The organism is Burkholderia sp. PR2 (genome assembly GCF_052372875.1).
Classification (GTDB): Bacteria; Pseudomonadota; Gammaproteobacteria; order Burkholderiales; family Burkholderiaceae; genus Burkholderia; species Burkholderia diffusa.
Genome location: NZ_JBQRWH010000004.1, coordinates 1,396,987 through 1,423,549 on the forward strand (window position 1 = coordinate 1,396,987; position 26,563 = coordinate 1,423,549).

Annotated in this window: 23 protein-coding genes; 16 read left to right on the plus strand and 7 right to left on the minus strand. The window is 67.9% G+C overall.

The genetic code is table 11. From position 1 onward, the window contains the following. Positions 1-152 precede the first annotated feature (152 nt). Entirely contained in the window at positions 153-899 is a 747-nt protein-coding gene (locus ACT2FV_RS23735) for a glucose 1-dehydrogenase (protein ID WP_444504928.1), read from the plus strand. 22 nt (positions 900-921) lie between these two features. On the opposite strand, the gene ACT2FV_RS23740 is transcribed toward ACT2FV_RS23735, so the two are convergent. The 5 genes from ACT2FV_RS23740 to ACT2FV_RS23760 form a co-directional block, all read right to left on the minus strand. Further along, a complete protein-coding gene (locus ACT2FV_RS23740; RefSeq protein ID WP_059606514.1) occupies positions 922-1,416 on the minus strand; it encodes a heme-degrading domain-containing protein in 495 nt (164 codons plus the stop codon). A gap of 92 nt (positions 1,417-1,508) precedes the next feature. Further along, positions 1,509-2,327 (minus strand): 5-deoxy-glucuronate isomerase, encoded by an 819-nt coding sequence (gene iolB, locus ACT2FV_RS23745; protein ID WP_124626534.1) that lies wholly within the window; start codon positions 2,325-2,327, stop codon positions 1,509-1,511. 42 nt (positions 2,328-2,369) lie between these two features. After that, the gene (iolE, locus tag ACT2FV_RS23750; protein ID WP_444504929.1) at positions 2,370-3,299 is read right to left on the minus strand and encodes a myo-inosose-2 dehydratase; all 930 of its coding nucleotides are present in this window, start codon (positions 3,297-3,299) and stop codon (positions 2,370-2,372) included. A 61-nt stretch (positions 3,300-3,360) separates the two neighbouring features. Further along, on the minus strand, positions 3,361-5,244 hold the full coding sequence (gene iolD / locus ACT2FV_RS23755; protein WP_444504930.1) for a 3D-(3,5/4)-trihydroxycyclohexane-1,2-dione acylhydrolase (decyclizing): 1,884 nt from the start codon (positions 5,242-5,244) through the stop codon (positions 3,361-3,363). A 46-nt stretch (positions 5,245-5,290) separates the two neighbouring features. Next, positions 5,291-7,249, minus strand: coding sequence for a bifunctional 5-dehydro-2-deoxygluconokinase/5-dehydro-2-deoxyphosphogluconate aldolase (locus ACT2FV_RS23760; RefSeq protein ID WP_059606522.1), 1,959 nt, complete (start codon positions 7,247-7,249; stop codon positions 5,291-5,293). A 308-nt stretch (positions 7,250-7,557) separates the two neighbouring features. Between ACT2FV_RS23760 and ACT2FV_RS23765 the strand changes: the two genes are divergently transcribed. From ACT2FV_RS23765 to ACT2FV_RS23800, 8 genes are all read left to right on the plus strand, one after another. After that, positions 7,558-8,484 carry a sugar ABC transporter substrate-binding protein gene (locus tag ACT2FV_RS23765; RefSeq protein WP_059681725.1) on the plus strand — a complete coding sequence of 309 codons (927 nt, stop codon included), beginning with the start codon at positions 7,558-7,560 and terminating at the stop codon, positions 8,482-8,484. Positions 8,485-8,552: 68 nt separating this feature from the next. Beyond that, the gene (locus ACT2FV_RS23770) at positions 8,553-10,127 is read left to right on the plus strand and encodes a sugar ABC transporter ATP-binding protein (protein ID WP_444504931.1); all 1,575 of its coding nucleotides are present in this window, start codon (positions 8,553-8,555) and stop codon (positions 10,125-10,127) included. Positions 10,128-10,154: 27 nt separating this feature from the next. Continuing rightward, entirely contained in the window at positions 10,155-11,180 is a 1,026-nt protein-coding gene (locus ACT2FV_RS23775; protein WP_151050285.1) for an ABC transporter permease, read from the plus strand. Between the two features lie 49 nt (positions 11,181-11,229). Then, a complete protein-coding gene (locus ACT2FV_RS23780; protein ID WP_059606530.1) occupies positions 11,230-12,141 on the plus strand; it encodes a sugar phosphate isomerase/epimerase family protein in 912 nt (303 codons plus the stop codon). 59 nt (positions 12,142-12,200) lie between these two features. Beyond that, positions 12,201-13,214, plus strand: a complete 1,014-nt coding sequence (locus tag ACT2FV_RS23785; RefSeq protein WP_059606532.1) for a Gfo/Idh/MocA family oxidoreductase — start codon at positions 12,201-12,203, stop codon at positions 13,212-13,214. A gap of 39 nt (positions 13,215-13,253) precedes the next feature. Beyond that, positions 13,254-14,180: a TIM barrel protein gene (locus ACT2FV_RS23790; RefSeq protein WP_124903708.1), complete on the plus strand. Its 927-nt coding sequence runs from the start codon at positions 13,254-13,256 to the stop codon at positions 14,178-14,180. 32 nt (positions 14,181-14,212) lie between these two features. Further along, positions 14,213-15,385: a Gfo/Idh/MocA family protein gene (locus ACT2FV_RS23795; protein WP_444504932.1), complete on the plus strand. Its 1,173-nt coding sequence runs from the start codon at positions 14,213-14,215 to the stop codon at positions 15,383-15,385. A gap of 257 nt (positions 15,386-15,642) precedes the next feature. Next, entirely contained in the window at positions 15,643-16,527 is an 885-nt protein-coding gene (locus tag ACT2FV_RS23800) for a MurR/RpiR family transcriptional regulator (RefSeq protein WP_124626518.1), read from the plus strand. Positions 16,528-16,589: 62 nt separating this feature from the next. On the opposite strand, the gene ACT2FV_RS23805 is transcribed toward ACT2FV_RS23800, so the two are convergent. Beyond that, a complete protein-coding gene (locus tag ACT2FV_RS23805; protein ID WP_444504933.1) occupies positions 16,590-18,110 on the minus strand; it encodes a CoA-acylating methylmalonate-semialdehyde dehydrogenase in 1,521 nt (506 codons plus the stop codon). A 108-nt stretch (positions 18,111-18,218) separates the two neighbouring features. Between ACT2FV_RS23805 and ACT2FV_RS23810 the strand changes: the two genes are divergently transcribed. From ACT2FV_RS23810 to ACT2FV_RS23840, 7 genes are all read left to right on the plus strand, one after another. Further along, positions 18,219-19,154: a LysR family transcriptional regulator gene (locus ACT2FV_RS23810; RefSeq protein WP_059606543.1), complete on the plus strand. Its 936-nt coding sequence runs from the start codon at positions 18,219-18,221 to the stop codon at positions 19,152-19,154. Positions 19,155-19,288: 134 nt separating this feature from the next. Continuing rightward, positions 19,289-19,516: a sulfurtransferase TusA family protein gene (locus ACT2FV_RS23815; RefSeq protein WP_006753156.1), complete on the plus strand. Its 228-nt coding sequence runs from the start codon at positions 19,289-19,291 to the stop codon at positions 19,514-19,516. A 226-nt stretch (positions 19,517-19,742) separates the two neighbouring features. After that, complete coding sequence (locus ACT2FV_RS23820; protein ID WP_444504934.1) at positions 19,743-20,180, plus strand: peptidase; 438 nt, start codon at positions 19,743-19,745, stop codon at positions 20,178-20,180. A 252-nt stretch (positions 20,181-20,432) separates the two neighbouring features. Continuing rightward, complete coding sequence (locus ACT2FV_RS23825) at positions 20,433-21,137, plus strand: response regulator transcription factor (RefSeq protein ID WP_006402120.1); 705 nt, start codon at positions 20,433-20,435, stop codon at positions 21,135-21,137. Next, positions 21,134-22,501 carry a FecR family protein gene (locus tag ACT2FV_RS23830; RefSeq protein ID WP_151049671.1) on the plus strand — a complete coding sequence of 456 codons (1,368 nt, stop codon included), beginning with the start codon at positions 21,134-21,136 and terminating at the stop codon, positions 22,499-22,501. The genes ACT2FV_RS23825 and ACT2FV_RS23830 overlap by 4 nt, the downstream gene beginning before the upstream one ends. A gap of 10 nt (positions 22,502-22,511) precedes the next feature. Beyond that, entirely contained in the window at positions 22,512-24,899 is a 2,388-nt protein-coding gene (locus ACT2FV_RS23835) for a CHASE2 domain-containing protein (protein WP_444504935.1), read from the plus strand. A gap of 37 nt (positions 24,900-24,936) precedes the next feature. Then, complete coding sequence (locus tag ACT2FV_RS23840; RefSeq protein WP_444504936.1) at positions 24,937-25,551, plus strand: DUF4136 domain-containing protein; 615 nt, start codon at positions 24,937-24,939, stop codon at positions 25,549-25,551. Between the two features lie 60 nt (positions 25,552-25,611). Here the strand turns inward: ACT2FV_RS23840 and galU are convergent, their stop codons facing one another. Next, positions 25,612-26,496 (minus strand): UTP--glucose-1-phosphate uridylyltransferase GalU, encoded by an 885-nt coding sequence (gene galU / locus ACT2FV_RS23845; protein WP_059606556.1) that lies wholly within the window; start codon positions 26,494-26,496, stop codon positions 25,612-25,614. Between the last annotated feature and the right edge of the window lie 67 nt (positions 26,497-26,563).

Sequence of the window (26,563 nt, forward strand, 5' to 3'; positions counted from 1 at the left end):
GCCGATTGTTCGGCAAACCCCGCCAGTCAATTCGTGTCGAGCCGCTTTATCGCCGTCGCGCGAACCGCGAATATTGCCAGCAAGGCCGGCGCGCCGCGCACGCGGCAACCGGCCCTCATCCATCGAATGTCTTCCGACTGAGGAATGAAATCATGAGCAAGCTGACAGGCAAGGTAGCGATTGTCACGGGCGGGTCCAAGGGAATCGGCGCCGCGATCGCGAAGGCGCTGGCCGCCGAAGGCGCGTCGGTCGTCGTGAACTACGCGAGCAGCAAGGCCGGTGCCGACGCCATCGTGAGCGCGATCGTCGAAACGGGCGGCCGTGCGGTCGCGGTGGGCGGCGACGTGTCGAAGGCAACGGACGCGCAGCGCATCGTCGATGCCGCTATCGAAAACTATGGCCGTCTCGACGTGCTGGTCAACAACTCCGGCGTCTACGAGTTCGCGCCGATCGAGGCGATCACCGAAGAGCACTACCGCCGGCAGTTCGACACGAACGTGTTCGGCGTGCTGCTGACGACGCAGGCCGCCGTCAAGCATCTCGGCGAAGGCGCGAGCATCATTAACATCAGCTCGGTCGTGACGAGCATCACGCCGCCCGCGAGCGCCGTGTACAGCGGCACCAAGGGCGCCGTCGACGCCATCACCGGCGTGCTCGCGCTCGAGCTCGGCCCGCGCAAGATCCGCGTGAACGCGATCAACCCGGGCATGATCGTGACCGAAGGCACGCACAGCGCGGGCATCATCGGCTCGGATCTCGACAAGCAGGTGCGCAGCCAGACGCCGCTCGGCCGCCTCGGCGAGCCGGACGACATCGCGTCGGTCGCCGTGTTCCTCGCATCGGACGACTCCCGCTGGCTGACCGGCGAGCGCCTCGTCGCGAGCGGCGGGCTGCACTGATCGCGCGAGTCGGCGCGCGCGGCTACGCGATCATCGCGAGCGCGTTCGCGCCGACATGCCAGCGCAGGCTCTCGATGACGAGTGCGTGATCGCGTGCGTCGTCGAGCCCTGCGATGGTCATCGCGCCGACGATGCCGCCGCCGGCAAGCCGCAACGGCACGCCGCCGCCATCGAGCGCATAGTCGGCGTCCGACAATCCCTGCGACTGCAACGACCAGCCGGCGCGGCGAAAGCGCGCGCCGACCTCGAAGGAACTGACGCCGAAACGGAACACCGTGTTCTGTCGTCGGCGGATCGCGTCGCTGTCGTTGGCGCGGCTGCCGTCCAGCGCGCAATAGAACAGCGGCGCGGCTTCACCGACGATGCCGACCGCGATCGGCAGCCCGCGGCGCGCCGCGAGATTGACGGCGATGTCGCCGAGCCGGCGCGCGACGTCGGCATCGAAGTGCGACAGCATCGGCGTCGACGCGATGTCGCAGATGGGCGCGGGTGCGAAACGGGGGAAGGTGGTCGCCATGGCAACTCCGTGTCGTCGCAAATGCGGCTCACGCACGCGTTTTCATCCCGCGTCTCGCGCGCCGGCCGTCGATCGTTCAGCGCATCGCTGCGTCAGCGCCCGGGTGCCGCGTCGAGCATCCATTCGTGCGCGGGGTCGTTCTTGAATGCCCACGCGCGGCTCGGCCCGGCCATCACGTTCAGGTAGTACAGGTTGTAGCCATGCGGCGCGACCACCGGGTGATAGCCGCGCGGCACCAGCACCACGTCGTGGTTCTCGACCGCGCACGCCTCGTCGAGACTGCGGTCGTCCGTGTAGACCCGCTGAAACGCGAAACCCTGCGGCGGATCGATCCGGTGGTAATAGGTTTCCTCGAGCGACGTCTCGTCCGGCGCCGCGTCGCGATCGTGCTTGTGCGGCGGATAGCTGCTCGAGTGGCTCGCGGGCGTGATCACTTCGACGACGAGCAGCCGGTCGGCGGCCGGATTGTCGCCCATCAGGATGTCGCACACGTAGCGCGTGTTGGTGCCGTGCCCGCGCACCGCGCGTCGCATCCGTTCGCCGTCGAGGCGCTGCACGCGCTTGTCGCCGCTCGCGTAAGGCGCGGTGCACAGCGCGACTTCCGCATCGCGCGTCGCGACCAGCGTGACGGTCTTGCCGCCCGGCACGTACAGCGCGTCCGGCGACACTTCCTCGAACACGCTGTCGCGCTTGCCGAGCGCATCGTACGTCTCGCCGTCGACTTGCGCGCGCAGCGTACCGGTGAGCACGACGACGCACAGTTCGCGCGCGCCGGTATCGAGCGTTTCGGTGTCGCCGGCCTTCAGGCGCAGCGCGCGAAAGCCGACATGTTTCCAGCCGGCCGACTCGGGCGTCACGTTGCAGATTTCGCGGTCGGCGGATGCTTTGACCAGCAGGGGAGAAATCGTCATGGAACGGGGCTCCGCAATGGGGTGACAGCGGGGTGACAGGGCTTACGCGCTCAACCGGTCGACGATCGCGCGCAGCGATTCGTAGCCCTTCTTCGCATACTGATAGCTCGGCGCGACGGCCGGGTCCTGCTCGGCCTCGACCACGAGCCAGCCTTCGTAGCCGGCGTCCTTCAGCGTGCGCAGCGTCGCTTCGTAATCGAGCGCGCCGTCGCTCGGCACCGTGAAGGTGCCGTTGATCACGCCGTTCAGGAAGCTCCAGCCGCCGTTGCGCGCCTGCGTGACGACCTGCGGCCGCACGTCCTTGCAGTGCACGTGCACGACGCGCGACACGTGTTTCTTCAGCAGTGCGACGGGATCGGCCGCGCCGCCGAAATACGCGTGACCGGTGTCGAACAGCAGGAATACCTTCGCCGGATCGGTCAGCGCCATCAGCCGGTCGACGTCGGCGGGCGATTCGACGTAAGCGCCCATGTGGTGATGGTAGGCGAGCTTGATCCCGTAGGTCTCGAGCAGGTGCGCGCCGAATGCGTCGAGGCGTGCCGCATAGCGTCGCCAGGCTTCATCGTCGACGAAACGCGGACGCTTCGCGACCGGCGTGTCGATACGGCCCTGGATCGTGCCCGCACATTCGCCGTACACCGCGACCTTCACGTCGTTGAACTGCAGCTTCGTCATGTGCGCGCGGCAGCGCTCGATTTCGGCGGCGACCGCATCGACGTCGCTCATGCCCGGTTCGACTTCCGCGAGGAAGCCCGAATACCAGCCCGACACGCATACGAGCCCGAATTCGGCGAGCTTCGCCTTCAGCTCGGGGCCCGTCTTCGGAAACTTGTTGCCGAGCTCGAAGCCCGCATAGCCGATTTCGGCGCCTTCCTTCAGCGCCGTCTCGAGCGGCGTCTCGCCGCCGAGCGACGGCAGGTCGTCGTTCATCCACGACAGGGGATTGATACCGATGCGAACGTTCCAGCTCATGACTTGCTTCCTTGGTTCGAATGTTGTTGTCGCGGAGCGGCGGATTGAAACGGAAAGCGTGTCAGCGCCGCTGCCGGGTCTTCGCGTCGAGATACGCGCGATGCGCATCGTCGACGCCGGCGCGCGCGGACACTTGCGGCACCGCGACTTCCCACCACGCGCCGCCGTCCGCGGTCGTGCGCTCGTGCGTCGTGTCGATCACGATGACCTGGCTCGTCTTCGCCGCGCGCGCACGCTTCATTTCGCCGCGCAGCTCGCCGACGTCGCGCACGTGCACGGCTTCGGCGCCCATCGCGCGCGCATGCATCGCGAAGTCGATCGTCGAGCGTTCGCCGCCCTCGGGCACGCAGTCGTCGAGCATGTTGTTGAAGCTCGCGCCGCCGCAGTTCAGTTGCAGCCGCTCGATGCAGCCGTAGCCGCGGTTGTCGAGGATCACGACGATGATCTTGCGGCCGAGCATCACGGACGTCGCGAGCTCCGCGTTGAGCATCATGTACGAGCCGTCGCCGACGATCACGATCACTTCGCGCTCGGGCCGCGCGAGCTTCGCGCCGAGGCCGCCCGCGACCTCGTAGCCCATGCACGAGTACGCGTAGTCCATGTGATAGTTGCCCGGCACGCCGCTGCGCCACAGCTTGTGCAGCTCGGCTGGCAGCGTGCCGGCCGCGCACACGACGAGATCGTCGCGCGCGCTGTCGTGCCCCGCGTCGGCCGCGGAGTCGCGCACCGCGCCGATCACTTCCGCGTCGTACGGCAGCGTGTCCTTCGGCACGCGCGTGGTCAGCTCGGTCACGCGCGCGTTCCACGCGGCGGCCTGGTCGCGGTTCGCGGCGGTCCACGCCGCATCCGCCTGCCAGCCCGCGAGCGCGGCCGACAGCTGGCCGAGGCCGGTGCGCGCGTCGGCGATCAATTGCCGGCCGCGTTTCTTGCCCGCGTCGAACGGCTGCACGTTCAGGCTCAGCAGCGTCGCGTTGCCGAATAGCGCGTGCGAGCCGGTCGTGAAGTCCTGCAGGCGCGTGCCGATCGCGAACACCACGTCGGCCTGTGCGGCCGCGCGGTTCGCGGCAGGCGAGCCCGTCACGCCGATCGAGCCGAGGTTCAGCGGGTGGTCCCACGCGAGGCTGCCCTTGCCGGCCTGCGATTCGGCGACCGGCACGCCATGCGTGTCGGCGAACGTGCGCAGCGCGTCCCATGCCTGGCTGTACAGCACGCCGCCGCCGGCGACGATCAGCGGCTTCTTCGCGGCCTTCAGCACGTCCAGCGCATCCGCGAGTTCGAGCGAGTCCGCGGGCGGCCGGCGCATCCGGATCACCGGCGGCGCGAAGAAATCCTCCGGCCAGTCGTACGCGAAGGTCTGCACGTCCTGCGGCAGCGCGAGACACACGGGTCCGCACTGTGCGGGATCGGTCATCACCTGGATCGCGCGCGGCAGCGCCACGAGCAACTGTTCCGGCGACGTGATCCGGTCGAAGTAGCGCGTCACCGGCCGGAAGCAGTCGTTCGCGCTGACGTCGCCCTGTTCGAAATCCTCGACCTGCTGCAGCACCGGGTCGGGCAAGCGCGACACGAACACGTCGCCGGGCAGCAGCAACAGCGGCAGCCGGCCGACGTGCGCGAGCGCGGCGGAGGTCAGCATGTTGGTCGCGCCGGGGCCGATGCTCGACGTCGCCGCCATCATCCGCTGGCGGAAATTCGCTTTCGCGAACGCGACGGCCGCATTCGCCATGCCTTGCTCGTTGTGCGCGCGGAACGTCGGCAGCCGGTCCTTTTCGGCGTGCAGCGCTTCGCCGAGCCCGGCCACGTTGCCGTGCCCGAAGATCGCGAAGACGCCGCCGCAGTACGGCAGGATCTCGGTGCGGCCGTCCGGCTGGACGACTTCGGCGCGCAGGGCGGCCAGGTAGCGCACGAGCGCCTGGCTGACGGTCAGTCTCACGGTGGTGGTCATCGTCTGTCGATCAAGAGGAGTCGGGTGGTCGTCACGGACATCTGCATCAGGCTGCTGCCGCGGTGCGCGCGGCGGCACGGCGGCCGAGCCAGGCGTCGACCAGCTGCGCGAAATTGCCGGCCACTTCGTCGATCAGCGCCTGGTCGTCGATCCGGCCGGCGAGCCAGTGCAGCGACGCGTCGGCCCACAGCGTACGGCCGACCATGAAGCCCTTGACGATCGGATTGGTCGCCGAGCGGAAGCTGTCGACGAGATACTGCAGCGGCTGGTTCAGCCCGAGGATCACCGCGCCGCGGCAGTACGGGTCGCGCTCGGCAACCAGCGTCTCGAGCCGCGCCCAGCCGTCGGCGCTCATCGGCGCGAGCTTCCACCACTCGGGCATCACGCCGAGGTTGTAGAAGCGCGCGACCGTGCGCAGCACCGCGTCGTCCTCGGTGCCGGCCGGCGTGACCGCGCGCGGCGGAATGATTTCCAGCAGCAACTCGTTGCCGCTCGCGCGCGTGGCTTCCCACAGCTCCAGCACGCGCTGCTCCTGCGCGACGCGCAGGTCGACGTCGTCATCGGGGTGGTAGTGGACGAGGCACTTCACGACCTGCTCGGTCGGCCAGTGCGTGAGCGACGAGCCGACCGAGCGCGTGTCGTCGAAACACAGCGGCCGCGAGCCGGGCAGTTCGACCGGGCGGCCGACCCACCAGCCGCGGCCGGTGGCCGACGCGAGCGCGTCGCTGCCGTACGCGCCGCCGTCGATCAGCACGCCGACATGGCCTTCGATATGGCGATCGCGCTCGACCTGTTCGGCCGCGCGCACGAGCAGGCGCTTCAGCGTCTTGATGCGCGCCTCGTCCGCGCCGGCCTGCACCGCGAGTTCGTAGAACTGGCTGCGATGGTCGAACGCCATCACGCACAGGTCGTCCCATTCGCGGCGCGGCACCGTCACGCGATGCAGGTGCGCGAGCGTGCGATCGGCGTCCACCCGCGGATTGCGGCTGCCGCCGAACCAGTGTGCGAGCTCGGCAGGCGTCGGCATCGCGGCCGAACACGCGTGGCGCGACACGACGATCGCGCCGCACGCATTCGCGATGCGCGTCGATTCGGCCCAGTCGCGCCCGCGCAGCAGCCCGGACAGCAGGCCCGACAGGAACGCGTCGCCCGCGCCGAGGACGTTCAGCACTTCGACGCGTTCGCCATGGAAGGTCGGCGCATCCTCGATGCGTGCGGGGATGTCGCCCTCGATCACGCAGCAGCCGAGCGCACCGCGCTTGACCACCAGCGCCGCGCCGCTCGCGCGGCGCACGGCCTGCAGCGACGCGATCAGGTCGTGCGGCACGCCGCCCGCGATCAGGAATTCTTCCTCGGTGCCGACCAGCAGATCGAATTCGCCGAGCACCTGCTGCAACTGCCGTGTGACCTGCGCGTCCGGCACGTAACGGTTTTCGCCCGCGCCGCGCGCGGTCAGCCCCCACAGCACCGGCCGGTAATCGATGTCGAGGATCCGCACGACGCCGTGGCGGCGCGCGTAGCCGAGCGCGGTCAGCGATGCCTCGCGGGTGCCCGGCGTCGACAGATGGGTGCCCGTGATCGCGAGCGCGCGGCAACCGGCGATGAAGTCCTCGCGGATCTCGTCGGCGCGCACGGCCATGTCCGCGCAATTCTCGCGTACGAACAGCAGCGGGAACGTGTCGCGATCCTTCAGACCGAGCAGCACCAGCGCGGTCAGCCGTTCCGGATCCGTCTGCAGCTGGCTCGTGTCGCAGCCTTCGCGCTCGAGCGTCTCGCGCACGAAGCGGCCCATCTGCTCGTCGCCGACGCGCGAGATCATCGCGGTCTTCAGCCCGAGCCGGGCGACGCCGAACGCGACGTTGCCCGACGAGCCGCCGAGATACATCTGGAAGCTGCGCGCGTCTTCCAGGCGGCTGCCGTACTGTTGCGCGTAAAGGTCCACGGCGACGCGGCCGAGGCAGGCGAGATCGACGGGGCGGTCAGTCGGAAAGTTCAACGGGCTCATATCACGTATCACGCTCGCGGCCGGCGTTCGACCATGCCGGCGGATTGGGGACCGATCCAGCGACGGATCTTCGTCGCATGTCACGACGCGACGCGAATGCGCCTGCCGCAACGACTCGGGCTACGGAACGGAGTCTAGACTTTTTGGAAATCCAGTTCCCTAGGTGAAATCACGTAGAAATAAATTTCCAAATGTTCGAGGAAGTGATCTACAGTTTCATCCGGATGCTTCAGTCCGTTATCGGACTCGGCCCGGCGGCGCGCAACGCGCCGTTTTCCGCCCCCCGGAGATGAGGAGACAGAGTGATCATGAAGACCAAGCTGATGGCCGCCGCGGCCGCCGCGATCCTGGCCATGCCGCTCGCGCATGCCGAGAAGATCGGCGTGACGATGGCATCGTTCGACGACACGTTCCTGACGATCCTGCGCAACAGCATCGCCGATTCGGCGAAGAAGGACGGCGCGACCGTACAGATCGAGGACGGCGGCAACGACGTCGGCAAGCAGTTGAGCCAGGTCCAGAACATGATCGCGCAGAAGGTCGACGCGATCATCGTGAATGCGGTCGACACCGACGCGACGCCGAAGATCACGAAGATGGTGACCGCCGCGAAGATTCCGCTCGTCTACGTGAACCGCAAGCCGGTCGATTTCGACAAGTTGCCGGCCGGCGTCGCGGTGGTCGCGTCCGACGAGAAACAGTCCGGCACGCTGCAGGCGCGCCAGGTGTGCAAGCTGCTCGGCGGCAAGGGCGACATCCTCGTGCTGATGGGCGAGCTGTCCAACGAGTCGGCCCGCGCCCGCACCAAGGACATCGAGGACGTGATCGCGACCAAGGACTGTTCCGGCATGAAGATCGTCGACAAGCGCGAAGGCAAGTGGAGCCGCACGCAGGGCCAGGACATCACGATGAACTGGCTGAGCTCCGGGACGAAGTTCGACGCGATCGTGTCGAACAACGACGAAATGGCGATCGGCGCGATCAACGCGCTGAAGGCCGCGCGCAAGCTGACGCCGAAAACGGTCGTCGCGGGCATCGACGCGACGCCGGACGGGCTCGCGGCGATGAAGAGCGGCGACCTGAAGGTGTCCGTGTACCAGAACGCGGCCGGGCAGGGTGCGCAGGCTGTCGCGACCGCGCTGAAGCTCGCGAAGAAGCAGCCGGTCGACCGCTACGTGAACGTGCCGTTCGAGCTCGTCACGCCCGAGAACATGAACCAGTACGCGAAGCACTGACCGGTTTTTCCGCTGAACTGCGCGGGCCCGGCGCGTCCGGGTTCGCGTGTGAATTTCGAGGAACGTCCATGTTTACAGCCAGGATGGCGCGCTCGATGGCCAGCGAAAGCGCGCCGGCCGCCTCGTTCGCCGCATCGGGTTCGTCCGCTGCGCCCGTCGACGATTGCCTGCTGGAGGCGCGCGGCGTCGGCAAGTCGTTTCCCGGCGTCGTCGCGCTCGACGGCGTGCAGTTCCGCGTGCGCCGCGGCACCGTGCATGCGCTGATGGGCGAGAACGGCGCCGGCAAGTCGACGCTGATGAAGATCATCGCCGGCGTCTACACGCCCGACCAGGGCGAGATCCTGATCAACGGCGAGCCGGTCGTGCTGAGCGGCCCGCTCGACGCGCTCGATCGCGGGATCGCGATGATCCACCAGGAACTCAACCTGATGCCGTACATGACGGTCGCGGAGAACATCTGGATCCGCCGCGAACCGAAGAACCGCTTCGGCCTGATCGATCACGCCGAGCTGCGCCGCCGCACCGCCGCGCTGTTCGAGCGGCTGTCGATCGACATCGACCCTGAAGCCGACGTGCGCACGCTGACGGTCGCGAGCCGCCAGATGGTCGAGATCGCGAAGGCCGTGTCATTCGACTCGGACGTGCTGATCATGGACGAGCCGACTTCCGCGCTGACCGACAAGGAGGTCACACACCTGTTCCGGATCATTCGCCAGCTGCGCGAGCAGGGCAAGGGCATCGTCTACATCACGCACAAGATGAACGAGCTGTTCGAGATCGCCGACGAATTCTCGGTGTTCCGCGACGGCAAGTACATCGGCACGCATGCGTCGACCGACGTCACGCGCGACGACATCATCCGGATGATGGTCGGCCGCGAGATCACGCAGATGTTCCCGAAGGAGGAGGTGCCGATCGGCGACGTCGTGCTGGCCGTGAAGAACCTCGGCGTCGACGGCGTGTTCCGCGACGTCAGCTTCGAGCTGCGCGCGGGCGAGATCCTCGGTGTGGCGGGCCTCGTCGGCTCGGGGCGCTCGAACGTCGCGGAGGCGCTGTTCGGCGTCGTGCCGGCGACCACGGGCGAGATCCGGATCGACGGCAAGCCGGTGCGAGTTTCCACGCCCGCGCAGGCGATGAAGCACGGGATGGCGTTCCTCACCGAGGACCGCAAGGACACCGGCTGCTTCCTGAATCTCGACCTGCTCGCGAACATGGAAGCGGCGGTGCTCAGCCATCGCTACGTGAAGTTCAATTTCGTGCGGCAGGCGCAGTTGAAGCGCGACTGCGAGGAAATGAGCCGGATGTTGCGCGTGAAGACGCCGGGGCTGCACGAGGAAATCCAGAACCTGTCGGGCGGCAACCAGCAGAAGGTGCTGATCGGCCGGTGGTTGCTGACGCAACCGCGCATCCTGATCCTCGACGAGCCGACGCGCGGGATCGACGTCGGCGCGAAGGCCGAGATCCACCGGCTCGTCAGCGCGCTCGCCGGCAAGGGCGTCGCGGTTCTGATGATCTCGTCGGAAATGCCGGAAGTGCTCGGCATGAGCGACCGCGTGATGGTGATGCACGAAGGCCGGATGACCGGCATCGTCGAGCGCAAGGACGCCGACCAGGTCCGCATCATGGACCTGGCCTCGCGCTGAGCCGCAACAAGCATGGAGACAACTGAAATGGGCAACCTGAATCCGGTCGCGGACGCGCAGTCCATGACGATCAAGACGCGGCACGCGAAGTGGCCGCCCGAGCTGAGCATCTTCCTGGTGCTGGTGGGCATCAGCCTGTTCTTCGAGGTGATCGGCTGGCTCGTCGTCGGCCAGAGCTTCCTGTTCAACGCCGAGCGGCTCGAGATCATCGTGTTGCAGATGGCCGTGATCGGCATCATCGCGGTCGGCGTGAACCTCGTGATCATCACCAGCGGGATCGACCTGTCGTCGGGGTCGGTCGTCGCCGCGGCGGCCGTCGTGTCGGCCAGTCTCGCACAGGTATCCGATTTTCCGCGCGCGGTGTTCCCGCACCTGACCGACCTGCCGATCATCTGGCCGGTGCTGGCCGGCGTGTGCGTCGGCCTGCTGGTCGGCCTCCTGAACGGCTCGCTGATCGCGCTGACGGGAATCCCGCCGTTCATCGCGACGCTCGGCACGATGGTTGCCGCGCGCGGCTTCGCGAAGTGGTTCACCAACGGGATGCCGGTGTCGATGCTGACCGACCAGTTCGCGGCGATCGGCGCGGGGGCGAACCCGGTCATCATCTTCGTCGTGGTGGCCGCGATCTTCCACGTCGTGCTGCGCTACACGCGCTTCGGCAAGTACACGTACGCGATCGGCGCGAACCGTCACGCGGCCGTCGTGTCGGGCATCAACGTCACGCGTCACCTGGTGTTCGTCTATGCGATCGCGGGCCTCTTGAGCGGCATTGCCGGCACCGTGACGGCCGCGCGTGCGATCTCCGGCCAGTCGGGCATGGGCGTGATGTACGAGCTCGACGCGATCGCGGCCGTCGTGATCGGCGGCACGTCGCTGTCGGGCGGTCTCGGGCGCGTGACGGGCACCGTGATCGGCGTGCTGATCCTCGGCGTGATGACGTCGGGCTTCACGTTCATCCGGATCGACGCGTATTACCAGGAGATGGTCAAGGGCGCGATCATCGTCGCGGCCGTGATCGCCGACCAGTATCGCAACAAGAAGAAGCGCCGCTGAGCGCACGCCTGCGCTCGCGTCAGCCACCCCCATTCGCGAAGGAAGCCCGATGAAGATTGCGCTGGATCCCTACATGATTCGCCACCTGCCGCTCGACCGGCTGCCGCACGCGGTGGCCGAGCTCGGCTACGACCAGATCGAGTTGTCGCCGCGCAGCGACTTTCTCGACTGGTGGGTGATGCCGCGTGCGACCCGCGAGCGCATGGCCGCGTTCCGCCAGGCGATGCGCGCAAGCGGCGTCGGCCTCGCGTCGCTGCAGCCGATGTACCGCTGGGCGAGCCCGTTCGACGACGAGCGGCAATGGGCCGTGCGGTGCTGGAAGAAGGCGATCGAGGTGGCGGTCGAGATGGAGTGCGCGCTGATGGTGTCGGAGTTCGGGCGCGGCGCGTCGCCCGAGCGCTCGGTCGGCGAGCGGCCGGGGGCGAACCCGAAGGAGCTGTGCGAGGCCGCATGGTTCCGGTCGATGGACGAACTGCTGCCGATTCTGGAGCGCGAACGCATCGTGCTGTCTGTCGAGCCGCATCCGGAGGACTGGATCGAGCAGCTGCAGCCGGCAATCGACATCGTCACGAACCTCGGCTCGCCGTCGCTGAAGCTGTCGTACATCGCGCCGCACACGTTCTACTACGGCGACGACATGGCCGCGATGATCGCGCAGGCCGCGCCGATCCTCGCGCACGCGCGCGTGGCCGATACGTTCGACCACCGCAAGAGCAGCCAGCTGCGCTACATCGTGAACCCGCCCGGTTCGAACCAGATCCGTGTGCACCAGCATCTCGACATCGGGCAGGGCGAGATCGACTGGGACGTGTTTTTCCGCGCGCTCGGCACCGCCGGCTTCGACGGCGTGATGTCGTCGTGCGTGTTCGCGTGGGAGGACCGCGCGGAAGCATCGTCGCGCTACATGCGCGACACCATCCAGCGCTACGTCGATCGCCATTTCGACCGCACCGCGCGCTGACCGATTGTTGACCGGCGCGGCACGGGCCGCGCCGCTGATGAACGACTGGAGACTCGTAGATGACCTTGCAAATCGGCGTGATCGGCTGCGGCGCGATCGGCCAGGACCATATCCGCAGACTGACCCGCACGCTGTCCGGCGCGCGCGTCGTGGCCGTCAACGACATCGATCCGCAGCAGGCGCGCGACGCGGTGACGAAGTACGGGCTCGATGCGGAGATCTACGGCGACGGCCACGAGGTCGTCGCGGCCGCCGACGTGCAGGCCGTGCTCGTCACGTCGTGGGGGCCGACGCACGAAGCGTTCGTGCTCGACGCAATCGCGCACGGCAAGCCGGTGTTCTGCGAGAAGCCGCTGGCCGTCACGGCCGACGGCTGCATGCGGATCGTCGAAGCCGAAGTCGCGCACGGCAAGCGGCTCGTGCAGGTCGGCTTCATGCGGCCGTACGACGAAGGCTATCGCGCGCTGAAGCGCGTGATCGACAGCGGCGAAATCGGCGCACCGTTGATGCTGCATTGCGCGCACCGCAACCAGTCGGTCGGCGAGCGCTACACGACCGACATGGCGATCACCGACACGCTGATCCACGAACTCGACGTGTTGCGCTGGCTGCTCGGCGAGGATTACACGAGCGCGCAGGTCGTCTATCCGAAGAAGACGCGCCATGCGTTAGCGCATCTCGCCGATCCGCAGATCGTGCTGCTCGAAACCGCGAGCGGCGTGCGCATCGACGTCGAGGTCTTCGTGAACTGCCAGTACGGCTACGACATCCAGTGCGAGGTGGTCGGCGAGCAGGGCATCGCAAAGCTGCCCGATCCGCCGGCCGTCGGGCTCAAGCATGCGGCACGGCAGTCGGTCGAGATCATGACCGACTGGAAGGAGCGCTTCATCGCGTCGTACGACGTCGAGCTGCAGGCGTTCATCGACGGCGTGCGGCAGGGCGCGCTGACCGGGCCGTCCGCGTGGGACGGCTACGCAGCGGCGGTCGCGGCCGATGCGTGCGTGCGCGCACAGAAGAGCGGCGCGGTCGAACCGATCGCGATGGCCGACCGTCCCGCGTTCTATCGCGGCTGATCCGCGGCCACCCGCCGCTTGTCTAACGGACCGACCGACATGACGATGAAGATTGGCTGCGCACCGTGCTGCTGGGGTGTCGACGACGTGAAGAACCCGCACCTGCCGCCGTGGCGGCAGGTGCTCGCCGAGGCCGCGCAGGCCGGTTACTCGGGCATCGAGCTGGGGCCCTACGGCTACATTCCGCTCGAACTGGACGTGGTGAGCGCCGAGCTCGAGCAGCAACGCCTGAGCATCACCGCCGGCACGATCTTCGACGATCTCGTGTCGCCGGAGAACCTGCCGAACCTGCTGCGCCAGACCCGCGACATCTGCGCGCTGATCACGCGGCTGCCCAGGCTGCCGACGCAGGACGGCCAGCGCCATGCGGCGCCGTACCTGGTCGTGATGGACTGGGGCCACGAGGAACGCGACTACGCGGCCGGCCACGGCGATCGTGCGCCGCGGCTGTCGGACGAGCGCTGGTCGACGATGGTCGACCATATCCGGCAGATCGCGACGATCGCGCGCGACGAGTTCGGCGTGCGCGCGGTGATTCATCCGCACGCGGGCGGCTACATCGAGTTCGCGGACGAGATCGACCGGATCGTCGCGGACATTCCGGCCGACACGGCCGGCCTCTGTCTCGACACGGGCCACCTGTACTACTCGGGCATGGAGCCGGAAGCCTGGCTGCGCCGTCACGCGGCGCGCGTCGACTACGTGCATTTCAAGGATATCGACGCGGCGGTGTACGACGCGGTGATGGGCGAGCACATCGCGTTCTTCGCCGCGTGCGCGCGCGGCGTGATGTGCCCGATCGGCACCGGCGTGCTCGACTACCGCGCGATCCGCCAGGCGCTCGACGAGATCGGCTACGCCGGTTACATCACGATCGAGCAGGAGCGCGACCCGCGCAACGCCGGCACGAGCCTGCGCGACGTCGCCGCGAGCCGCGCGTTTCTCGCGTCGGCCGGTTTTGCATGATCTTATGAACACGTACCAGGAACACCACCATCATGATTGACGGACAGATTCTGCTTGGACATTCGATTCGCTGGGGCATGGTCGGCGGCGGCCTCGGCAGCCAGATCGGCTACAGCCACCGATCGGCCGCGTTGCGCGACGGCAGTTTCCAGCTGGTCGCCGGCGCGTTCGACATCGATGCCGAGCGCGGCCGGCAATTCGGCGTGAAGCTCGGTGTCGCGGCCGAACGCTGCTATCCCGATTACGCGACGATGTTCGAAGCCGAGGCGAAGCGCGCCGACGGCATCCGCGCGGTGTCGATCGCGACGCCGAACAACACGCACTTCGAGATCTGCCGCGCGGCGCTGAGCGCTGGGCTGCACGTTGTCTGCGAGAAGCCGCTGTGCTTCACGACCGAGGAGGCCGAGGCGCTGCAGCGGCTGTCGGTCGAGAAGAATCGCATCGTCGGCGTCGCGTACGGTTATTCCGGACACCAGATGATCGAGCAGGCGCGCGAGATGATCGCGCGCGGCGATCTCGGCGAGATCCGCATCGTGCAGATGCAGTTCGCGCACGGCTTCCACAGCGAGGGCGTCGAGGCCGCGAGCGCGGCTGCACGCTGGCGCGTCGACCCGAAGTTCGCGGGCCCGAGCTACGTGCTCGGCGACATCGGCACGCATCCGCTGTACATCTCGGAAGTGATGGCGCCGGAACTGAAGATCAAGCGGCTGATGTGTTCGAGGCAGAGCTTCGTGAAGAGCCGCGCGCCGCTCGAGGACAACGCGTTCACGATCATGGAATACGACACCGGCGCGATCGGCTACGTCTGGTCGAGCGCGGTGAACGCGGGGTCGATGCACGGACAGAAGGTGCGCGTGATCGGGTCGAAGGCGAGCGTCGAATGGTGGGACGAGCATCCGAACCAGTTGCGCTACGAAATCCAGGGGCAGCCCGCGCAGGTGCTCGATCGCGGGATGGGGTATCTGCATCCGCAGGCATTGCGCGAGGATCGCATCGGCGCCGGGCATCCGGAAGGGCTGTTCGAAGCGTGGTCGAACCTGTATGCGCGCTTCGCGCTCGCGATGGACGCCGCCGATCGCGGCGACGGGCAGGCGTTGGAGGGCATCCATTTTCCGGACGTCCGCGCGGGTGTCGAGGGCGTGCGATGGGTCGAGAACTGCGTGCGCTCCGCCGATGCGGGCGGCGTGTGGGTCGACTATCGTTGAGCGATGGAGGGGCGATGCCGGCATCGGCGTCGGTGAACGCCCTAGTCTTTACGCCGGGGCAAGCACGTTGGAAAATCGTTTCCAGCCAAGCCGTGGAGCGTGTGCAGGTGATGATCGAGCGCGTGGGAGCGAGCGTGCGGCGCGGTCCGTGCCGCAAACGTGATTAAATTCGCCCTTCATGCATGTGTACAGGTGAGTCCCGGGCGGCGTGCGTCGGTATCGCGCGCGCATCGGGGCCGTCAATTTCGCGCTATCCGATGAGTTCATCCGAGAAACCTCCCGCCACCGTCGAGCAGTTCCTGCAGCATCTGACGCAGGAGTACGACGGCCTCAGCAATCGCCTGAAGGTGATCGCGCGTCACGTGGAAACGAATCGGGATCAGCTTGGCCTGGAAGGCATCCAGTCGCTCGCGGAGGCGTGCGGGGTCCAGCCGTCGGCCGTCGTGCGGTTCGCGAAGCATTTCGGCTTTTCCGGCTTCTCCGAGATGCAGCGATTGTTCCGCGAGGGCCTGGCCCAGCAGATCGCGCCGGGCCGCGCGTACAACCTGCGATTGCGCGACGTCATCGAATCGGGCTCGTCGAGCCTGCAGCCCGAGCAGATCGCCGACGAATTCATCAAGGGCAGCATTGCCGGGATGCAGCAGCTGCGGCAGACGCTCGACCCGCAGGCGCTCGCGCAGGCCGTCGACCTGCTCGCCGACACGCAGGCAATCTGGATCGCCGGCTCGCGCCGCGCGTTTCCGATCGCCGTCTATCTCGACTACGCGCTGCAGCACACCGACAAGCGCATCGGCCTGTTCAGCGCGCTCGGCAGCATGCATCTCGGGCAGATCCGGTCGGTGCGCGAAGGCGACGTGATGATCGTGATCTCGTTCATGCCGTACGCGGAAGAGACGGTGCAGGTCGCGCAGCAGGCCGTGCAGCGCGGCGCGCGCCTGATCGCGATCACCGACAGCCGGATGAGCCCGCTGGCGCGGGATGCCGAGGTGACACTGATGGTGCAGGACAGCGCGACGTTCGGGTTCCGTGCGCTGACCGCGACGATGGGCCTCGCGCAGAGCCTGTTCGTGGCGCTCGCATACCGGCTCGAGCTGTCGTACCTGCCGACCGCCGACGGAGCGCACGGCACGAAGGCCGGCTGACACCGGCCTTCCGCATGCCTGCCGCCCGAGGGCACATCCGGCGGGCGGCATACCCATCGCGCTTACTTCGCGGTCGGCATCGCGAACTCGGCACCCTTGCCGATGCTCGATGACCAGCGCTGCATCACCGACTTCTGGCGCGTGTAGAAGCGCACGCCTTCCTCGCCGTATGCATGCATGTCGCCGAACAGGCTCTTCTTCCAGCCGCCGAAGCCGTGCCATGCCATCGGCACCGGAATCGGCACGTTGATGCCGACCATGCCGACCTGGATGCGCCGCGCGAATTCGCGCGCGATGCCGCCGTCGCTCGTGAAGCACGACACGCCATTGCCGAACTCGTGCGCGTTGATCAGGTCGACCGCTTCGCCGAAGTCCTTCACGCGCACGCAGCCGAGAACGGGCCCGAAGATTTCTTCCTTGTAGATGCGCATGTCGGGCGTCACATGATCGAACAGCGTGCCGCCGGTGAAGAAGCCTGCCTCGCGGCCCGGCACGCGCAGCCCGCGCCCGTCGACCACCAGTTGCGCGCCTTCGCTCACGCCTTGCTCGATATAGCCTTCGATGCGCTTCAGCGCTTCGCCGGTGACGATCGGGCCCATCTCGACTTCCGGCGACATCCCGTCGCCGATCACCAGCGCGCGCGCGCGCTCGGCGACCGCCGGCACGATCTTGTCGGCCACGTCGCCGACCAGCACCGCGATGCTGATCGCCATGCAGCGTTCGCCCGCCGAGCCGTACGCGGCGCCGATCAGCGCGTCGACCGCCTGCTCGATGTTCGCGTCGGGCATCACGACGAGGTGGTTCTTCGCGCCGCCGAGCGCCTGCACGCGCTTGCCCGACTGAACCGCACGCTGCTGCACGTAGGCCGCGATCGGTGTCGAGCCGACGAAGCTGACGGCTTGCACATCCGGATGGTCGAGCAGCGCGTCGACCGCGCCCTTGTCGCCCTGCACGACGTTGAACACGCCGGCGGGCAGGCCGGCCTGCGTCAGCAGGTCGGCCATGAACAGCGCCGCCGACGGGTCGCGTTCGCTCGGCTTCAGCACGAACGTGTTGCCCGTCGCGAGCGCGACCGGGAACATCCAGCACGGCACCATGCAGGGGAAGTTGAACGGCGTGATCCCGGCGACAACGCCGAGCGGCTGGCGCATCGTCCAGTTGTCGATGCCGGTGCTGACCTGATCGGTGAAGTCGCCCTTCAGAAGCTGCGGCACGCCGCATGCGAATTCGATGATGTCGATGCCGCGCGCGACTTCGCCCTGCGCGTCGGAGAACACCTTGCCGTGCTCGGCCGTGATGATCGCGGCGAGCGCGTCGCGGTGTTCATTCATCAACTGCAGGAAGCGGTGCAGCACGCGTGCGCGGCGGATCGGCGGCGTCTCGGCCCAGGCCGGGAACGCGGCGTGGGCGGACGCGACGGCTTTCTGCACCTCGTCGTCGCCGGCGAGCGCGACGCGGCGCACCGCGCGGCCGAGCGCCGGATTGAGGACGTCCTGGAAGCGGCCGCTGCGGCCGGCAACGGGCGCGCCGTCGACATAGTGGCCGACGTCGGCGTCGGACGTGTAGGCGGGAACCGGGTTCATCGTGTCTCCAGAGGATGGGGGTGGACGGAACCTAGTCTAGGCAAAGCGGCGGGGCGGGAGAAGGCCGCGCAGCTTGATTCACTGTTCAGAATTCTGAATAATCGGCGAATGAATCAGCAAAATGTCCAGGCGCTCTGGCCGCATATCCATTCGCTGACCGTGCTGGCGGCGGCAGGCAGTTTCACGGCTGCCGCGCAGCGGCTCGGCATCAGCAAGGCCGCGATGAGCCAGCGCATCGCCGATCTCGAGAAGGCGGCCGGCGTGCCGCTGGTGCGGCGCACGACGCGCAGCGTTCGGCTCACCGACGCGGGGCAGACGCTGGTCGACAGCACGCGCGACGCGTTCGAATCGATCGGCCAGCACTTCGCGCGCGTGAAGGACCTGGCCGGCGAACCGCGCGGGCTGCTGCGCGTGACGGTGCCCGTCGCGCTGGGGCGCCAGCAGGTCGTGCCGCACTTGCCCGATTTCCTGCGGCAGCATCCGGGCGTGCATATCGAACTCGACCTGTCCGACCGGCTGCATTCGCTGACGCAGGAGGGTTTCGACCTCGCGATCCGCCATACGACGATCGCGCCGCAAACCCACGTCGCGTGGAAGCTGTGCGACACGCGTTCGTTGCTCGTCGCGAGCCGAGACTACCTCGACGCGCGCGGCACGCCGCGCCACCCGAGCGAACTCGTCGACCACAGCTGCCTGTGCTACCTGCGCGACAACGAACCGGCGGCCTGGAGCTTCGAGCCGGACGGCCGCCGGCGCCAGCGCGTGAGCGTGCCCGTGCGCGGCAGCTTTGCGGCGAATAACAGCGAGGCGATGCGCGAGGCCGCGCTCGGCGGGCTCGGCATCGCGCTGCTGCCGGATTTCAGCGCGCGGCGCGATCTCGACGCCGGCCGGCTCGTCGCGCTGCTCGATGGCTGGCGTCCGTCGGGCGCGTTCGGCGACCACATCTTCGCGATCCGGCCGTACAGCCCGGTCGTGCCGAGTGCCGTGCGCGCGCTCGTGCGGCACCTGCGCGAGCGGCTCGCGGGCGGTTTCACGGGCGCCTGACGGGCGAGGGCTCGCGAGGGCGGGCGCGCCGCGCCGCATGACCGGGCCCCGGCCGCGCGGGCAGGGGGGCGCTGCGGTAAAATCGCTGTTTCCTCCCGCGCCCGTGTGGCGCGTCATTCGAAGGTCGACAACCGATGCAGATTCACAAGGAAGTGGATGCGCGCGGGCTCAATTGCCCGTTGCCGATCCTGCGCGCCAAGAAAGCGCTCGCCGATATGGAGAGTGGGCAGATCCTCAAGGTGCTCGCGACCGATCCGGGCTCGCAGCGCGATTTCGCCGCGTTCGCGAAGCAGACGGGCAACGAGATCGTCGAAGTGACGACCCAGGACAAGACGTTCGTGTTCCTGATGCGGCGCCGCTGACGGTCCGCATCACGCGCCGCTTGCGGCACCCGCACGGGCAGCGCTCGTTGCGGCCTGGCCGCGCCTCTGACACCTCTGACAATTCTTAAACCTCGTCACACGGCCGGCTGCGTATACTGACCCGGCCGGTCGTCCGTCTCGGATGGATGCGCCGGCCACGGTACGTCACATGAGGCTGGCACGGGGGCCATGCCTGACGCTACCGTCGTACAAACGGGGAGAGGACATGTCCTTCAGACCAGGGACCATTCGAAGTCCGTCCGCAGCGGAATGCATCGCGCCCGCACGCGCGGCGGGGTTGAGCCGGATCGAGCTCGACCCGGAACGGGATCGCCACGCGCGTGCCGCGCTGGAAGCGTATGCCGATTCGGCGGCGGCCGAGATGCCGTGGCTGGCCGAATCGCTCGATGAAAGGCTGCGCGGCGCCGCGCAGGACGACGGCGCAGGCTTCACGTATTGCGGCGCAACGGTCGAGCGCGTGTTCGATATCGCGCAGACGTGGGCGGCGAGCCAGCCCGACTACGCGGCGCCGGCGTGGGAGCGCGTGCGCGGCCAGCTGGAGCGGCTGCTGCGGCAGCCGGAAGATCTCCCGGCCGCGCGGCTGCGGCGCCTGTCGACCGACGATCTGGCCGAGCCGGTGGCCGGCAAGGCGGGCCCCGACTAGGCGCGTGATCGCGCGACGGGAAGGATTATTCGAATAAAGGACCGTAGTTCGCGCAATTTCTTGGCGAATTTCATACTACTATGGTGAAATCGCCGGTTCGTCCGTGCCCCGTTTTCGAGATATTTTGCCGGGGTGCCGTGTCGCGCAGGTTGCGCGCTCGGCAAACGACGGCTCGCCGGCCGGCGTCGGCGGTTGCGCGGGGTGAGCGCGGGGAGCTGAACTGGACGAATCGATTTCGATTTGCGGGGTGCTATGAGAATTGCTGTACTGGATGACGATCCGGCCCAGACGGATTTCGTCAGTCAAACGCTGACGGCCGCCGGCCACACATGCTATGCGTTCAAGGAAGGCAAGGCCCTGAAGAAGCGTCTGCAGCGCGAGACGTTCGATCTGCTCGTGCTCGACTGGAATGTGCCGGACATGTCCGGCGAGGAAGTGCTCAAGTGGGTGCGTGCGAACCAGACCGAGCACAGCCTGCCGATCATCTTCATGACGAGCCGCGACGACGAGGCGGGGATCACGCAGATCCTCAATGCCGGCGCCGACGATTACGTGGTCAAGCCCGTGTCGGGCCCGATCCTGCGCGCGCGCATCGGCTCGCTGCTGCGGCGCGCGTATCCGGTCAACGCGGAGGCGACCGTTCGCGAGTTCGACCAGTTCCGCTTCGACGTGAACCTGAAGCAGGCGTACGTCGGCGACAAGGCCGTGAGCCTCACGCAGAAGGAATTCGAGCTCGCGCTGCTGCTGTTCCAGCACCTCGACCGACCGCTGTCGCGCGCGCACATTCTCGATCTCGTGTGGAAGCAGGCGACCGACATTCCGTCGCGCACGATGGACACGCACATCTCGATGCTGCGCACGAAGCTCGGCCTGCGGCCGGAAAACGGCTATCGCCTCGCGCCGATCTACGGCTACGGCTACCGGCTCGAGCGGGTCGGCCAGGGAGAACCGGAGTGACCCAGCGAATCACGCAGCGCACGGCGCGCTTGCGCACGGCGGCACTGCACGCGGCGTGCGCGGTCGCGGTTGCGTTCGCGTTCGCGGCACAGCAGGCCGTTGCGCAGCCGCCCGCTGCCGTGGGCAAGACGGTCGTCTACCGCACGCATGCCGGCGACACGCTGTACGACGTCGCCGCGCGCTACCTGCAGGGGCCGGACGACTGGCAACTCCTGCAGCAGATCAACGGCGTGCCCGCGCCGAAGCGCCTGCAGCCGGGCGTTGTGCTGAAGCTGCCCGTCGCGCGCTTGCGCAAGGAAAAGCTGACCGCGCGCGTCGTCGCAGTGCAGGGCACGGCCGAGCGCGCGTCCGGCGCCGCTTACGCGCCGCTCGTGAGCGATGCGACGCTCACCGAGGGCGACCGCGTGCGCACGGGCGCGAACGGCTTCCTGACGCTTGAACTGGCCGACGGCACGCACATGAGCCTGCCGCCCGACAGTCAGCTCGACCTGAAGACCTTGCGCCGCACCGTGCTGACCGGCACGCTCGATCGCGAATTCGAACTCACGCGCGGCTCGGTCGACAGCGAGGTCACGCATCTGAAGAAGCGCGACGACCGCTTCCAGATCCGCTCGCCGTCGGTCGTGGCCGGTGTGCGCGGCACGCGGTTCCGCGTGAACTACGACGCCGCCGGCAACGCGGCGACGCGCGTCGAGGTGCTCGACGGCACCGTCGGCGTCGCGGGCAAGCAGCAGTCGGCCGATCCGACGCTCGTGCATGCGAACTTCGGCAGCGTCTCGACGTCGTCCGGCGCGGTCGGCGCACCCGTGCCACTGCTGCCGGCGCCCGCGCTCATGCATCCCGACAAGGTGCAGGACGAGTCCGACCTCACGTTCGACATCGTGCCGCTCGAGCGTGCGCATGCCTATCACCTGCAGCTCGCGCGCGACGCGGGCATGCTCGAGCTGTTCAGCGAAACGCGCACGGTCTCGTCGCGCGCGGTGTTCCGCGAGGTGCCGAACGGTACGTACTTCGTCCGGATTGCCGCGATTGACGACAACGGCCTCGAAGGCATGCCGCACATTTACGCGTTCGAGCGGCGCCTGATGGGGCTCGACGCGACGGCGTCGCCCGGCCCGAACGGCTATGAGTTCCGCTGGTCGCCGAACGGCGCGAGCAAGGATGCGCGTTATCGGTTCGTGCTGTCGCGCTCGAAGGACCTGAGCGCGCCGGTCGTCGACCAGATGGGCCTGCAGGCGCGCAGGATCACGGTTTCGCACCTGCCGCCCGGCGACTACTACTGGGCGGTGACGGTCGAGGAGTTCGACGGCGGCAAGTTCTATCAGAAGACGAGTCCGGTCAGCGCGTTCACGTTGTCGCGCTGACCCGCGGCGCATGAAAACCGACTCCGTTTCCCCGCGGCGGCGCCTCGGCCGCCGCTTCCTGATCGAGTGGATCGCGATCGGCTGCCTCGGGATCGCGGTAATCCTCGCGTGCGCGTTCGGCCGGTTCTCGTCCAGCGTCGACGGGCTCATCTACGACCGGCTGCTGATGCTGCGCAGCCTGCCGTTGTCGCCCGATGTCGTCGTCGTCGACATCGACAACCAGAGCGTGTCCGCACTCGGTCGCTGGCCGTGGCCGCGCAGCGTGCACGCGCGGCTGCTCGACACGCTGGCGCGTGCGCAGCCGGCTGCCGTCGTCTACGACGTGCTGTTTACCGAGCCGTCGCCGGAAGATCGCGCGTTCGCGGACGCAATGACCCGTGTGCCGACCTTCCTGCCTGTCTTGCTGAGTCCCGAGCAGGCGGACGGCACGCGCACCATCGATCCGCCGGTGGCCGAGCTGTCGGCACGCACGATGGGGCTTGGCCACATCAATCTCGAAGTCGACCCCGACGGTATCGTGCGCAGCGTCGCGCTGTTCGAAAGCGACGGACGCGTGCGCTGGCCGCAACTGATGGTGCCCGTCTATCGTGCGATCCAGGCCGGCCGGCTGCATCCGGTCGGCGGTGTGCCCGGCGCGAATGCGCACGACCTGTCGCGCGACGCGACCGGCGAGGGCCGCTACCTGATCCCGTTCAGCCGCAACACGCCCGCCTATCCGACGCTGTCGTTCGACGACGTGCTCGAAGGGCGTGTGAAACCCGACGCGCTGCGCGGCAAGATCGTCGTCGTCGGCGTGACCGCATCGGGCCTCTACGACCGCTTCGCGACCCCGGTGTCGGGTGACTTCGGCCCGCTCGCCGGCGTGTACATTCATGCGAACGTGCTCGACATGCTGGCCACCGGCAGCGCGATCCTGCCCGCGTCTCGTATCTGGCTCTTCGCCGCATCGCTGCTGCCGCTCGCCGTGCTGCTGGGCGGATTCCTGATGCTGTCGCCGTGGCGCGCGCTGCTGCTGACGCTGAGCCTGGCCGCGCTGTCCGTCGTCGCGAGCCTGGCGCTGCTGTTCGAGGCGCGCGTGTGGCTGTCGCCCGCGCCGGCGATCTTCGGGCTGATCGCCGTCTACCCGATCTGGAACTGGCGGCGCCTGGAAATGACGATGTCGTACCTGCGCCGCGAACTGCAGCGGCTGGCCGACGAGCCGCATCTGCTGCCCGAGGCGCCGCGCACGCGCAGCGTCGGCGGCGACGTGCTCGAACGGCAGATGGCGCTGATGGCGCAGGCCGCGCAGCGCGTCCAGGACATGAAGCGCTTCGTGTGGGACAGCCTCGACAGCATGCCGGAGCCGATCTTCGTCACCGACCTGGCCGGGACCGTGCTGATCGCGAACCACGCGGCGAAGCGCTACGGGGAACGCCTCGCGCTGCCGCTGCCGGAAGGGCGGCCGCTGCGCGCCGCGCTCGGCGAGCTGACCTTCGTGAAGACCGTCGACGGCAACGCCGAACACGACGTCACGATCCGCGAACACTGGCCGGCCGCGCTCGACCCGACGCTCGGGGCCGAAGACGAAGCGATGGCGCGCGGCATCGAGGTGCGCGATCGCGACGGGCTCGACCATCTGTTACGCTACGCCCCGTGTACGAATGCGCAGGGCCACGTGACGGGCTGGATCGCCGGCCTCGTCGACGTGACCGAACTGCACGCGGCCGAGCGGCAGCGCGAGGAGGCGCTGCACCTGCTGTCGCACGACATGCGCTCGCCGCAGTCGTCGATCCTCGCGCTCGTCGAGATCGAGCGCGATCGCGTCGAAACCGACGCGATGCGCGGGCTGCTCGCGCGGATCGAGCGGTATGCGCACCGCGCGCTGTCACTCGCCGACGAGTTCGTGCAGCTGGCGCGCGCGGAGTCGCAGGCATATCAGCTCGAACCGACCAGTCTCGTCGACGTGCTGATCGACGCGAGCGACGAAGTCTGGCCGCAGGCGCAGGCGAAGCGCATCCGCATCGAGACCGACGTCGGCACCGACATGTGCTGGGCGCGTGCCGACCGCTCGCTGATCACGCGCGCGTTCGTCAACTTGTTGAACAATGCGGTCAAATACAGTCCGTCCGACACGGTGATCACGTGTACGCTGACGGTCGAGCATGCGTCGAAGCGGATGTTCTGTACGATTCGCGATCAGGGGTACGGCATTGCGCCGGAAGATCAGCGGCATCTGTTCGAGCGTTTCAAGCGATTCCATGCGGGCGAGCGGCCTGAAATCTCGGGCTCGGGGCTCGGCATGGCATTCGTGAAGACGGTCGTCACGCGCCACGGCGGCAGCGTGACGGTCGACAGCGAAGTGGGTGTCGGCACCGCGGTGACGGTGTCGCTGCCCGCGATCGACGAGCCGTCCGCCTGACAGGGCCGGGCACGACGGCAGGCATTTGGGGGAAGTCATGAGAAAGGAATGGGCAGCGACCGCGGTGGCGGTGGCGCTGTTGACGGGTTGCGCCGGCGTCACGACCGGCGTGAGCGCGCTCGGGCAGCCGACCGCGTTCGAATCCGGGGCGCACGTCTACGATTTCGTTCGCACGGCCGCGCAGGCGGACGACGCCGAATACCGGCGGATCGAGACGCTCGTGCGCGACGAACTCGCGCACCGCGGCTTCGACGCGCAGCCCGGCCAGGCCGCGCGCTACCGGCTGTCGATCGCATACGCGACGCAGCCGGCGTCGGTTGCGGCGACGGCCGACCAGTGCGGTGCGGCAAGCAGCGCGTGCGTGACCGTCGACGGGCCGGCACCGTTGGCGCTGCCGTTCGCCGGCAAGGTGTACCGCCACGTGCTGACGCTGCGTTTCGTCGACGCGAAGTCGGGCGCCGACGTCTATCGCGTGTCGGCGTCGATGCGCGATCGCGATGCGGGCACGCAGCGGGCCGCGCCGACGCTCGTGAAGAGCGCGCTCGCGAAGCTGCCGTTCGAGCAGGGCGACGGCTGGCTCGTGAAGACGAAAAAAGACGACGCGGGCGCAATGCCAAGCGTCGTCTCGGTGAAGTCGGCCGCCATGCGCTGACGCGCCGGCCGTGAGGTGAGGGCGGGCCCGCCGCGCAGGCGAGGCCGGCCCGTGCCGCGTTCAGGCAGCCGGGTGCCCGTTGCCGCGCGCGCGCAGGTACGCGTCGAACTCTGCGCCGACTTCCGGGTGGCGCAGCGCGAATTCGACCGTCGCCTTCAGGTAGCCGAGCTTGCTGCCGCAGTCGTAGCGCGTGCCCTGGTACTTGTACGCCAGCACCTGTTCATCGGCGAGCAGCGCCTGGATCGCGTCGGTGAGCTGCAACTCGCCGCCCGCACCCGGCTTCAGCGCGCGCAGGTGTTGGAAGATCCGCGGCTTCAGGATGTAGCGGCCGACCACGCCGAGGTTCGACGGCGCGACTTCCGGCGCCGGCTTCTCGACGATCGCCGACATCTTCACGATCGACTCTTCCCATTCCTTGCCGTCGACGATGCCGTACGACTTCGTCTCCGACGGCGGGATCTCTTCCACGCCGATCACCGAGCTGTGATAGTGGTCGAACACATCGACCATCTGCTTCATCACGGGCGGGTTGCCGTCGAGCAGGTCGTCGGCGAGGATCACCGCGAACGGATTGTCGGCGACGAGCTTCTCCGCGCACAGCACCGCATGGCCGAGGCCGAGTGCTTCCGGCTGGCGCACGTAGAAGCAGTCGACGTGGCTCGGCTTGATGCTGCGCACGAGTTCGAGCAGTTTCTCCTTGCCGCGCGCCTCGAGTTCGGCCTCGACTTCGTACGACTTGTCGAAGTGATCCTCGATCGCGCGCTTGCTGCGCCCGGTCACGAAGATCATCTCGGTGATGCCTGCGGCGATCGCTTCCTCGACGGCGTACTGGATCAGCGGCTTGTCGACGACGGGCAGCATTTCCTTCGGGCTCGCCTTCGTTGCCGGGAGGAACCGCGTGCCGAGACCGGCAACGGGGAATACCGCCTTGGTGACTTTCAACATGATCGAACCTTTATTCCTGTAATCGACTTGTCAGACAGTCTATGTTCACGTTCCGATTATAGTGAAC